Origin of the sequence: Proteus hauseri ATCC 700826 (assembly GCF_001654965.1) — a bacterium.
Classification (GTDB): Bacteria; Pseudomonadota; Gammaproteobacteria; order Enterobacterales; family Enterobacteriaceae; genus Proteus; species Proteus hauseri.
Map to the genome: position 1 here is coordinate 39227 of NZ_LXEV01000020.1, position 12954 is coordinate 52180.

The 12954-nt window shown below is 40.3% G+C and carries 8 protein-coding genes and 2 pseudogenes; 5 read left to right on the forward strand and 5 right to left on the reverse strand.

The features are described 5' to 3' along the window. Positions 1-80: 80 nt before the first annotated feature. The 5 genes from infA to trxB form a co-directional block, all read right to left on the reverse strand. Positions 81-299, reverse strand: a complete 219-nt coding sequence (gene infA, locus M997_RS07455; RefSeq protein WP_004244560.1) for a translation initiation factor IF-1 — start codon at positions 297-299, stop codon at positions 81-83. Positions 300-624: 325 nt separating this feature from the next. Next, the gene (gene aat / locus M997_RS07460; RefSeq protein ID WP_064719483.1) at positions 625-1317 is read right to left on the reverse strand and encodes a leucyl/phenylalanyl-tRNA--protein transferase; all 693 of its coding nucleotides are present in this window, start codon (positions 1315-1317) and stop codon (positions 625-627) included. 1 nt (position 1318) lies between these two features. Continuing rightward, on the reverse strand, positions 1319-3070 hold the full coding sequence (gene cydC / locus M997_RS07465; RefSeq protein ID WP_064719484.1) for a heme ABC transporter ATP-binding protein/permease CydC: 1752 nt from the start codon (positions 3068-3070) through the stop codon (positions 1319-1321). A gap of 2 nt (positions 3071-3072) precedes the next feature. Then, positions 3073-4842, reverse strand: coding sequence for a heme ABC transporter permease/ATP-binding protein CydD (cydD, locus tag M997_RS07470; RefSeq protein ID WP_064719485.1), 1770 nt, complete (start codon positions 4840-4842; stop codon positions 3073-3075). 140 nt (positions 4843-4982) lie between these two features. Next, positions 4983-5942, reverse strand: coding sequence for a thioredoxin-disulfide reductase (gene trxB, locus M997_RS07475; protein WP_064719486.1), 960 nt, complete (start codon positions 5940-5942; stop codon positions 4983-4985). Between the two features lie 543 nt (positions 5943-6485). Here trxB and lrp point away from each other — a divergent pair. The 5 genes and pseudogenes from lrp to M997_RS07495 all read left to right on the forward strand — a co-directional run bounded on the left by lrp (position 6486) and on the right by M997_RS07495 (position 12942). After that, on the forward strand, positions 6486-6980 hold the full coding sequence (gene lrp, locus M997_RS07480; protein WP_004244566.1) for a leucine-responsive transcriptional regulator Lrp: 495 nt from the start codon (positions 6486-6488) through the stop codon (positions 6978-6980). A gap of 245 nt (positions 6981-7225) precedes the next feature. Next, positions 7226-7627, forward strand: a pseudogene (locus tag M997_RS17930) (DNA translocase FtsK 4TM domain-containing protein); the annotation flags it as partial. A 738-nt stretch (positions 7628-8365) separates the two neighbouring features. Continuing rightward, a pseudogene (locus M997_RS07485) lies at positions 8366-10864 on the forward strand (DNA translocase FtsK); the annotation flags it as partial. Positions 10865-10976: 112 nt separating this feature from the next. Continuing rightward, on the forward strand, positions 10977-11585 hold the full coding sequence (lolA, locus tag M997_RS07490) for an outer membrane lipoprotein periplasmic chaperone LolA (RefSeq protein ID WP_064719488.1): 609 nt from the start codon (positions 10977-10979) through the stop codon (positions 11583-11585). 7 nt (positions 11586-11592) lie between these two features. After that, positions 11593-12942 (forward strand): replication-associated recombination protein A, encoded by a 1350-nt coding sequence (locus M997_RS07495; protein WP_064719556.1) that lies wholly within the window; start codon positions 11593-11595, stop codon positions 12940-12942. Positions 12943-12954 lie beyond the last annotated feature (12 nt).

The following is a 12954-nucleotide window of genomic DNA, read 5'->3' on the forward strand; positions in this document are numbered from 1 at the left end:
TGCTTTGCCTGTGGTGTTTTTTTTCACCCTAATATATGTTCATTTAAAATTGAACGATATTGGGAGAGAACAGATTGATATCAACGGCTACGGAAGATGATACGGCCTTTGCTCAGGTCATATGGGGTCAGTTCAACGGTAACCTTGTCGCCTGTCAGGATGCGAATATAGTTTTTACGCATTTTTCCTGAAATATGAGCGGTAACGACATGTCCGTTTTCTAATTCTACACGGAACATCGTGTTTGGCAGAGTATCTAGTACAGTGCCTTGCATTTCAATGTTGTCTTCTTTGGCCATCTAATCCTCTAAGTTTTAATAACCATATTTTTTAAACGGCAAGATAATGCCGAAAATATTGACCTATGTAAAGGAATGTTATTGGATAGCAAGCGTGTGAATCTTGCTAATTTGTTTAACTTCCTTACCGTTACTTGCGTTTTACTTGCTTAAAGCTACGTAATAACAGAAGTAATAATTCTGAGTATCGTGGTGTTTATAGCAATAAAGAAGCTACACCCAAACCACGTAATGGGCGTAGTAAGATTGAATTTTTGTATCAACCGTAAAATGGCTTTGCCAATTTTGACTTAAACAATAAAGGCCTTACAAAAATAAGCAGTGATTATAATTCCAACGATTGTTGATACCAACACTTTTTATCAATAATCACTTTTTTCCAACGAGATAATGAGGATAAATAGCTTTCGCGAGATATCTCAGTGGCACCTAACGCTGAAGTATGAGAGTTTAACACCTGACAATCAAATAGTTGACCCCCATAACGCAGAAAATGGTTATAAAAAGCAATAAAGGCGCATTTTGATGCATTATCTTTGCGGCTAAACATTGATTCACCACAAAAAACAGCACCGACACCGACACCATACAAGCCACCAACCAATTCATCAGCTTCCCACACTTCGACAGAATGAGCCAGCCCTTCTTGATGTAATCCTTCATAACCTTTTTTAATATCAGTGCCTATCCATGTTCCTTCTTCACGAATAGAGCAAGATTCAATAACAGATGAAAATGCATGATTTAGCGTTATTTTATAAGGATGACGCCGCAAAAATTTTTGCAAGGTGCGTCCAATATGAAGCGAACCTGCAGGTAGTACAGCTCTTGGATCAGGAGACCACCATAAAGGGGCCTCTGATGGAAAATACCAAGGAAAGATCCCTAATTGATAAGCAACTTTTAATCGTGAAGGGGAGATATCTCCCCCTATTGCTAATAAACCATTTGGCTCTTTCAATGCTAAATGTGGTTCAGGAAAATCAAAATCACTATCATCTAATTGAAACAACGGCATATTATGCCTCGTGAGTCGATGTAAACAATGCTTGTCTTTGATGAAACTTTGCGTATTGACCTTGTTGTTGTAGCAAGGCGTGATGTGTTCCTGTTTCAACGATTTCACCACCATCCATAACGCAAATTCTGTCCATTTTATCTAAACCATGAAGCCGATGGGTAATCATTAACACTGTTTTTTCCTTACAATGCTGATGAAGTAGAGCAAGGATCTGCTGCTCTGTATCCGCATCAAGTCCTTCTGTCGGCTCATCAAGCAAAACAAAAGGCGCATTGTGTAATAACGCACGGGCAAGACCTAAACGGCGCTGTTCGCCACCAGAGAGCTGTCTGCCACCATCGCCCATCCAAGCATTTAAGCCTTCATCATTTTCAAGTAGCTGTTCGAGGCCAACTTGATGAAGTATGTGAGTAAGTTCTTCATCTGTAGCATCTTGTTTTGCCATAATTAAGTTTTCTCTTAATGTATGACTAAATACATGAACACGCTGGGGAACAACAGACATCATTGCACGTAACGTGGGCTCGTCATAATCAGATAATGGCAAGTTATTAAGTGTGATTTGACCTTTTGTACAATCAAAAGCGCGGTTTATTAGTTGCAACAGCGTTGATTTACCACAGCCAGTTTTTCCTAATAATGCAATATGTTCGCCAGCAACAATGTTTAAGCTAATACTATTGATTACTTGCATTGGTTGGCCTGCATAAGTAAAGCACACATCAGTTAAAGCTAATGTGGCACTATTTTGTTTATCTCCCCCTTTTTCAGGGAAAGTGACATCGGGTTTTTGCTCAATTAAATGAGAAAGGCGTGTTGCAGATGTCATTACTTGGCCTAAGTGCTGAAAAGCTACCGTCACAGGAGCTAAAGACTCAAATGCGGCTAATGCACAAAAAGTAAATAGTGCTATTAAAGCTTCGGGCATAAAACTGTGATTAATACCTTCTGCGGCTAACCATAAAATAAGTGTTGCTGTTAGGCCAGAAGCAAGGATCATTAAAGATTGAGATAAACCTGTCAAGTTTGCTTGCTGTGCTTGTCTACGTAACCACTTGTTTTCTAGCTGTGCTAAGTTTTTTCTAAAGCGCGGCAATGCACCAAAAACGGTCAGCTCTGCTTGTCCTTGCAACATACTCGTAAGAACAGTGCGATATTGGCCGCGTAAATCAGTTAAATCACGACCTATCGGTTTTCCTGCGTAATAAAAGATAAATGGCAAAATAATAAGTAAGGCTAGCATTATGCCACCTAAAGTATTTGCCAAGTGCGCATCGATTAAGCCAAGACCAAACATAATGGTCATAATCACGACAAAAGCAGCGATAATTGGTGAAATAACACGAATGTAGAGGTGATCTAATGTTTCGACATCCGCCACTAAACGGTTTAATAATTCACCTTGGCGAAAACGAGCAATCCCCCCCGGTGATAGAGGCAATATTTTCTTAAAAGTAAATACGCGCAAGTGGGATAGTACACGGAAGGTCGCATCATGGCTCACTAATCGTTCGAAATAGCGCCCTGCAGTACGAAAGATCGCAGCACCCCGAACACCCGCCGCAGGTAACATATAGTTAAAACTATAAATACCAGCAAAACCCGCAATAGATGTTCCTGCTAAAAACCAACCCGACAAAGTTAAAAGTCCGATACTGGCCAGTAACGTTAAAATGGCAAGTACAATACCAAGTAACAACATAAACCAGTGACGGCGATAAAGCGCGAGAAAAGGAAGCAATACTCTCATGATTAAAGTTCCTCTTTACGGTGAGCAAGAAGACGGGCAAATGCACCATCTTGATGACTTAGCGACTCATAAGTACCCATCTGAATAATTTTGCCTTTTTCCATAACCCAGATTTGATCATAACTTAGCGTTTCCTCCAATAAATGGGTGATAAGCAGAGTCGTTTGGTTTAAAGAGGCATTATTTAGTGCTTGCATCACACGTTGTTCACTATGAGAGTCAAGACTTGCCGCGGGTTCATCTAATAACAGAAACTGACAAGGGGATAATAGAGCACGCGCAACAGCAATACGTTGTGCCTGCCCAACAGAAAGGCGTGCAGCGTTATCACCAATTACAGTATTTAACCCCTCAGGTAATTCGTTAATAAAATCGCTAACATAAGCTTTTTCTATTGCTTGATTAATTTGGGCTTCGCTAGCATTAGGATTACTTAAGCGAATATTATCAATTAGCGTTTGTTCAGGTAAATTAGGATTTTGACCAACCCAACTTAAACATTTTCGCCATAAATCAGGTGAAAGTTCAGTTAATTCAATACCATTAACTTTTAATGAACCATGATAAGGTAAAAAACCGAGTAGAGCATTTAGCAACGAACTTTTGCCTGCGCCACTTTGGCCTACTATCGCAACGCGTTGATTACGGTTAATAGTGAAAGTTAATGGCCCTGCTAATTTCACCCCTTGATGAGATAAGATTTCGAGTTCATAGGCTGTAATTTCAATACTTTCAGTGGCGTCAATTGACGCTTTACCTTGAAATTGTGGTGTTTCACCATCTGATTCAAGAAATTCCACTAGAGATTCAGCCGCACCTACGGCTTGTGCTTTGGCATGATAATAAGTACCTAAATCACGTAGTGGCTGGAAAAACTCAGGTGCAAGGATCAACGCCAAAAAACCAGAAAATAGCGTTACACCTAAACCATAACTACCGAAGTTCAGCTCACCTAAGTAAGAAAAACCGAAATAAACAGCAACTACGGCAATAGATATAGCCGTAAAGAATTCCAGAACACCAGAAGAGAGAAATGCCATTCTCAATACTTCCATCGTGCGTTTACGAAAATCCTCAGTCGCTTGTGTTATTTGTTTTACTTCTGCTTCACCGCGATTAAATAAGCGTAAAGTATCAAGGCCCCTTAATCTATCGAGAAAATTACCACTTAATCGACCTAATGCGAGAAAATTACGGCGGTTAGCATCAGCGGCGCCTAAACCGACTAATGCCATAAACAAAGGAATAAGCGGTGCTGTGATAAATAAAATTAAGCCTGCAACCCAGTTAACAGGAAATACAGTAATTAAAATAAGAATAGGAACAATGGTTGCTAAATACATTTGTGGCAAATAGCGTGCATAGTAGTCTTGCATATCCTCTATTTGCTCAAGAATAATTGTTGCCCAACTCCCCGCTGGCTTACCTTTAACCCAAACTGGGCCTAGTTCTTGTAGCCTGTCGAGTACTATTTTACGAATTTGTTGCCTGACTGCCATGCCACAACGATAACCAACTCGCTCGCGGATTGCCGTAATGATGGCACGTAAGAAAAAAATACCGATAAGTGTGAGAAAGGTTGGTATATGAGCATCACGGCTAAGATGATCCATGATAAACGCTTGAAGTAAAACGGCCAGTAACCATGCTTGAGCAATAATTAATAAACCACTTACTACACCTAAAAACATTGATAGCCGTAGCCATCGGCGGGCTGGAGCACTTTGCTGTTTCAGCCATCGAACCAATTCATTTTGTTTAGTTTTATCCATAAGAAAAGATTCAAATCTGCAGGTGAGATACAAAGTATCAGAAAGGCCATAAGTAAAAGTTCTTACTATTGGCAACCAGCGTAGTATGTTACATGTTAAAAGGCGCTACTGAAATAGCGCCTTGAAAGGAAGTGATGATTTTAATTGTCTTTTAGTGCGTCTAAGTAACGTTCTGCATCTAAAGCAGCCATACAACCAGTACCGGCAGAGGTAATTGCTTGACGATAAATATGATCCATAACATCGCCAGCAGCAAAAACACCTTCAATAGAGGTTTGTGTTGCGTTACCTTGTGTACCAGATTGTACTTTGATGTAGCCATTATCAAGTTCAAGTTGACCATCAAAAATAGCGGTGTTTGGGCTATGGCCAATAGCAATAAAGACACCCATAACATCTAATACTTCTGTATTGTCACTTTTGGTATCTTTCAAGCGAACTTGAGTAACACCCATCTCGTCGCCAAGAACTTCATCAAGTGTACGATCAGTATGTAAAATGATATTGCCGTTATTCACTTTATCCATTAAGCGATTAATTAAGATTTTTTCAGAACGGAAAGAATCACGACGGTGAATAAGATGCACTTCAGCTGCAATATTAGCTAAATAGAGCGCTTCTTCTACGGCAGTATTACCACCACCAACAACAGCGACTTTTTGGTTACGGTAGAAAAAACCATCGCAAGTTGCACAAGCAGAAACACCGCGGCCTTTAAAGGATTCTTCTGAAGGCAAGCCAATATAACGAGCAGATGCACCTGTTGCGATGATTAAAGCATCACAAGTATATTCTTGTTCATCACCAAATAGGCGGAAAGGGCGGTTTTTCAGATCGACTTTATTAATATGGTCAGAGATAATCTCTGTCTGGAACTTTTCTGCGTGTTGAAGCATACGATCCATTAAACCGGGTCCGGTTAACCCTTCTGGGTCGCCAGGCCAGTTTTCAACTTCTGTTGTTGTTGTAAGCTGTCCCCCTTTTTCAACACCAGTAATCAGCACTGGTTCCAAATTTGCTCTTGCGGCATAAACAGCGGCTGTATAGCCAGCAGGACCTGAACCTAAAATAATAAGCTTGCTATGTTTGATGGTGCTCATGAATACCTCATCTCTGATTATGCTTGATGCGAAATGAGCGATTGTAGGAGAAATAAGAGGTTAAAAAAAGCGATGGAGCGGAAATAGACATAATATTTTAGCTATTTTAGCAATAGTCACTAGCTATGTAGTTATTAATTATAGAGTTATATTGCGTTGACATCATCGAATTAACCTGACACTTTTTGCTTTACAATTGATGCTTATCTTGCATATATAGAGAATAACATAGCGCCTTGTTCTGATTTTTACTCATTTACTTTGACAATCCGCTGTACATTTGCGAAAACATGATTGTAAAAGACAATTATCCTCAAGCGTTATATGCATCATTTTATAGACAGACAGGGTATGAGATAGTTATTTTACAAAATTAGCTAATGAGTATTTAGATAAAACATTTATTTTATCTGGCATTAAAAGAAAATAGATTGGTAGTTTGCTCTGACCGTTTGATACCGAAGTTTCAACACTGATTCTGATGGTGTACAGGTATGGGTATAGGAAAATAAAGTAAGAGAAAAAGAGAAAGAGAGTATAGAGATGATTGATAATAAAAAACGTCCGGGTAAAGACCTTGATAGAATAGACCGGAATATTCTAAATGAGCTTCAAAAAGATGGCCGCATTTCAAACGTTGAGTTATCTAAACGTGTAGGTTTATCACCAACACCATGTTTAGAGCGCGTACGTCGCTTGGAACGCCAAGGATTTATTTCTGGTTATACTGCGCTGTTGAATCCTCATTACCTTGATGCATCATTACTGGTATTTGTGGAAATTACATTAAACCGTGGTGCTCCAGATGTTTTTGAACAATTCAATATGGCGGTTCAAAAATTAGAAGAAATCCAAGAGTGTCATTTAGTCTCTGGTGATTTTGACTATCTGTTGAAAACTCGTGTGCCTGATATGTCCGCTTATCGTAAATTACTGGGTGAAACCCTGTTACGTCTTCCTGGTGTCAATGACACTCGTACCTATGTGGTTATGGAAGAAGTTAAACAGAGTAACCGCCTAGTTATTAAAACTCGCTAAGCCAACTAATAGGTTGGTGCAAAATAGGAAAATTTTAGGTACACTCCTGTTTATGCATACAGTTTCAACGCTGGGATATCTCAGCGTTGTTCCGTTTTAACTTTTAACCCTAAGCTAAACCTGGAGAGCCCTCTTTGAGCCAGGAATATACAGAAGATAAAAATATTCGTTTGACCAAGATAAGCAACCGTCGTCGTGTTTGGGAAGCTATTCTCATATTGATTGGCCTCGGTGCTATCTTTTTAATGGTATCGTTATTTAGCTTTAATCCCTCTGATCCGAGTTGGTCACAAACTACTTGGAATGAGCCTATTCAAAATTTAGGCGGCAATATCGGAGCATGGTTAGCTGATATACTATTTTCTGCTTTCGGCTTACTTGCCTATGCTATCCCAGTTGTTGTGGTATTGGGTTGTTGGAACTCTTTACGTTATCAACAAAATCGCGAATATACTGATTTCTTCTCGCTTTCATTACGCACAATTGGCGCTTTAGCGTTGATATTGACATCTTGTGCATTAGCCGATCTTAATTTTGATGATATCTACAATTTTAGCTCAGGCGGGGTTATTGGCAGCTTATTTAGTAAAGCTTTATTACCGTGGTTCAATCTATTAGGTGCAACGCTTGCATTGCTGTCTGTTTGGGCTATTGGTTTTACTTTATTCACCGGGTGGTCATGGTTGACCATTACTGAAAAAATTGGTGCAGTTATTTTAGGTGGTCTTGGCTTTATTACTAACCGAGGTCAACATGAAGCAGAATATGATGAAGATGAAGCACAAGAGCAAACAGATGACTTTATCGAAGATACTGAAAAAAATAACGAACAACAAATAACTGTGGCTGAAGATAGCACAACTGAAGATAGTGACGATATTCTATTTTCTGCACCATCAGCACTTGAATTAGCTCGTCAAAAAGATCTTGATTCTTTACAACAAGAGACAGAAAAAAATCTCAATTTACCTTCTTTCTCAGCGACAAACGAAAGTGCTGAATTAGCAGTAAAACCTGAAATTGAATCTAGTTTAAATGTTGCAACAGCCTCAAATACAGCTAAAGCTGAAACACCTGTTTATGCTCAACAAACTACAGAGCAATTAAATGACGAGCCTGAACATTATCGTTTTGATATTCCCGAAGCATTTTTGAAAACAGAAACACCGTTAGATGCAGCGGATACAGTAACTTCAGTAGTACAAGAAGTTGTACCTTCATTTTCACCATTTACTGAAGATAGAACGACAATATCGACTCAACAACCAGCAGAAAACGCATTTAGTGTGGGTAGAGCAGAGCCGACTTTTACATTGTCGTCTGAAAATGAGGGGGCTTCTTTTGCTCAAACAGCATCGGCGACAACCGGTGCTGTCGTTGCTCATGCAGCACAAGTAAAACAAGGCTTAGGACCAGAACTTCCTAGACCCAATCCTGTTCGCTTACCTACTCGCCGTGAATTATATGGCATTCATATTCCTTCTCAGCGAGAAGCTGAACTACGTCGTAGAGAAGAGGCTATTCAGCCAGGATCTGAAAATGAGCTTGAAGATATTCAAGAACAAGCTAACTTTGAGCAAGAATTGCGTCAGCAATTTCTTGAACAACAACGTGAACGTTATGGTGAAGATGATGCACAACAACATAACGAATCAGATGCACTAACGTCTGATTATCAGCAAAATAATCACAATGATTTTGAGCCAACCATTACAGAAAATACATTTTCGCCAACAGATGATAACGAGGTTGATGAAGAAGAACAGCAACTTGCGGCGCAGTTTAAACAACAGTTGCAATCGCGTTATGGTGATGATGCTCCATTTGAAGACGACGATGAAATTTTGCCCCAAATATCAACAATAGGGGCAGTAGTTGCAGCAACCACACAACCCGTTGTAGCAGGCTATCAGCCACATATTCAACATTCTTTTGCATCACAATCGACGCCTAAAGCAGCAGAGACAAATGAGATAGCAAAAAAAATGAATTACCCAACCAGTAATGCATTTTTGCAAATATCCCCCCGTGATGACGAAGAAGAAGAGTACAGCCCGACTATTGAGCTAAAAGAAAACCTTTCAGCATTAGAGGCGTTTTCACCTATTGATGATCTTTTAGATGAAGAACCCGCCGAGCCTGTATTTATTCCCATTATTACAGAGGCAGTTAAACAAAATATTGCACCGCAAGCTGGTATTGAACCTCAATCTAATATGGTTCAACATTTTGCACAGCAACAGCAACAGCAACAGCAACAGCAACAGCAACAGCAACAGCAACAGCAACAGCAACAGCAACAGCAACAGCAACAGCAACAGCAACAGCAACAGCAACAGCAACAGCAACAATCTCTTATTCATCCATTACTGATGCGTAATGATCAGCCATTGCCAAAATCAACAACACCAATGCCATCATTGGATTTGCTGACAACACCACCAATAGAAGAAGAGCCTGTTGATATGTTTGAATTAGAACGTATCGCAAGCCTTATTGAGGCACGACTTAACGATTATCGCGTTAAAGCCAAAGTTGTTGGTATTTCTCCAGGACCTGTTATTACTCGCTTTGAACTTGAATTAGCACCGGGTGTAAAAGCAGCTCGTATCTCGAATCTTTCTCGTGATTTAGCGCGTTCTCTTTCTGCTGTTGCAGTTCGTATTGTTGAAGTTATTCCTGGAAAACCTTATGTCGGGTTAGAATTACCTAATAAAAAGCGCCAAACGGTTTATATGCGTGAGTTGTTAGATAGCGATAAATTCCGTGACACGGGATCGCCATTAACGGTTGTATTAGGTAAAGATATTGGTGGGCAGCCTGTTGTTGCTAATCTAGCTAAAATGCCTCATTTACTTGTAGCGGGTACAACAGGCTCAGGTAAATCAGTGGGTGTGAATGCAATGATTATCAGTATTCTTTATAAAGCGAAACCAGAAGATGTTCGTTTTATAATGATTGACCCGAAAATGCTTGAGCTTTCTGTATATGAAGGTATTCCACACCTTTTAACGGAAGTTGTTACTGATATGAAAGATGCAGCGAGCGCGCTACGCTGGAGTGTGGCTGAAATGGAGCGTCGTTATAAAATGATGTCCGCGCTTGGTGTGCGTAACCTTGCGGGTTATAACGAGAAAATCAAAGAAGCTGAAGCAATGGGACGGCCAATTCCTGATCCGTTCTGGAAACCAACAGACAGTATGTCTCCTACTATGCCAATGCTTGAGAAAGAACCCTACATTGTTGTTATCGTTGATGAGTTCGCCGACTTAATGATGACCGCAGGTAAAAAAGTAGAAGAACTTATTGCTCGCTTAGCACAAAAAGCGCGTGCCGCTGGTATTCACTTGGTATTGGCAACCCAACGTCCTTCAGTTGATATTATTACTGGACTTATTAAAGCCAATATTCCAAGCCGTATTGCGTTTACGGTATCAAGTAAAATAGACTCGCGAACTATTTTAGACCAAGCAGGTGCAGAATCATTATTAGGTATGGGGGATATGCTTTATGCCCCTAATGGCGCAGTTCCTGTTCGTGTACATGGTGCATTTGTTAGTGATGACGAAGTACATGCTGTAGCGACAGACTGGAAAGCACGAGGTCGTCCACAGTATATTGAAGCTATTACTAAATGTGGCGAAGAAGGCGAAAATAGTGGTGGATTTGATGATGGTGAAGAGCTTGATCCATTGTTTGATCAAGCAGTTGCCTTTGTTGTCGACAAACAACGTGTATCTATTTCTGGGGTTCAGCGCCAATTTAGAATTGGTTATAACCGTGCGGCAAGAATTGTTGAGCAAATGGAAAACCAAAATATCGTTAGCTCACCTGGACACAATGGTAGCCGAGAAGTACTAGCGCCACCTTCTTCAGATATGTAATATCTTGAAAACACAGTTATCAGCGACTTAACTAGCATGGTAATCTGCATCATCATTAATAAATCATGCGCCGACATTATGTCGGCGCTGTTTCATGCCGAGGGCTTGTGGAATGAAAAAAATACTACTATCAGCGTGTGCAATAACATTATTTGCTAGTCAAGTTACTTGGGCTGATGCTCGCCAAGACTTACAGCAACGTTTAAATAAAGTGAATAGCTTTCAAGCTAATTTTAGCCAAACAGTAACAAGCAACGAAGGTGCATTAATCCAAAAAGGCGAAGGTCACTTAAAGGTACAACGCCCTGATTTATTTAATTGGCAAATGACTGCACCTGACGAAAGCACATTAATTTCTGATGGTAAAACTCTTTGGTTTTATAATCCTTTTGTTGAACAAGTAACGGCAACTTGGCTTGAAAGCGCAACAACCAACACGCCATTTATGTTAATTGCACGTAATGACAGCAAAGAGTGGCAACACTATGAAGTAAAACAAAGTGGTGATCGTTTTGAGTTAACGCCTAAAACAGAAAACAACTTAAAACACTTTACTATTACAGTATTACCTAATGGGCAAATTCAGCAATTTGCTGCCACAGAGCAAGATGGCCAAGTCAGTAATTATCAGCTAACAGCACAAACTGTTGCACCTATCGATGCATCAACTTTCCGCTTTACGCCACCTGCTGGTGTCACTGTGGATGACCAACGTCAGTGAGGATGTTTTGAGTAACTTATCGCTCGATTTTTCACACAATGAATTTCAGCCTTTAGCCGCAAGAATGCGACCTGAAACGCTGGAGCAATATATTGGCCAAACACATTTACTTGCTGAAGGAAAGCCTCTTCCTCGTGCAATTAAAGCGGGTCAATTGCATTCGATGATCTTATGGGGCCCGCCAGGGACAGGTAAAACAACACTGGCTGAAATTATAGGACGTTATGCACAAGCGGATATTGAGCGACTTTCTGCGGTGACATCGGGTATTAAAGAGATCAGAGAATCTATTGAGATCGCACGACAAAATAGAAATGCAAGGCGTAGAACTATTTTATTTGTGGATGAAGTTCATCGTTTTAATAAAAGCCAACAAGATGCTTTTTTACCGCACATCGAAGATGGTACGATCACGTTTATTGGTGCGACAACAGAAAATCCCTCTTTTGAGCTTAATTCTGCATTACTTTCAAGAGCACGAGTTTACTTATTAAGATCACTTACTGAAGCAGATATTGAGCAAGTTTTACAGCAGGCATTAGATGATACAGAACGTGGTTTAGGAGGTAGAAATATCATTCTACCTAATGATACGCGCAGAATGATTGCTGAGTTAGTGAATGGAGATGCGCGGCGTTCTCTGAATTTGCTTGAAATGATGGCAGATATGGCTGAAATCGATAGCCAAGGAAAACGCACCTTAACGCCTGAGTTGCTAAAAGAAATTAGTGGTGAGCGAAGTGCCCGTTTCGATAACAAAGGCGACAGATTTTACGATCTTATATCTGCTTTACATAAATCGGTACGAGGCTCTGCGCCTGATGCTGCTCTTTATTGGTATGCAAGGATTATTACAGCTGGGGGAGATCCGCTTTATGTTGCTCGTCGATTACTGGCAATAGCTTCAGAAGATGTCGGTAATGCAGACCCGCGAGCAATGCAAGTGGCTATTGCTGCATGGGATTGTTTTACCCGAGTAGGGCCGGCTGAAGGTGAACGTGCAATTGCACAAGCTATCGTTTATTTAGCCTGTGCACCAAAAAGTAACGCAGTATACACTGCTTACAAAGCAGCATTAGCTGATGCAAAAAATCGGCCTGATTACGATGTTCCTGCTCATTTACGCAATGCCCCAACTAAATTAATGAAAGAAATGGGGCTAGGTGCAGAATATCGTTATGCACACGATGAGCCTAATGCTTATGCCGCAGGAGAGGTCTATTTCCCTGAAGAAATGGCAAATACGGAGTATTATTATCCGGCTCAAAGAGGGCTAGAGATCAAGGTTGCTGAGAAATTAGACTGGCTTACTCAGCAAGATCAAAATAGTACGACAAAACGCTATCGTAAATTGTAAAGATGCGGTAAG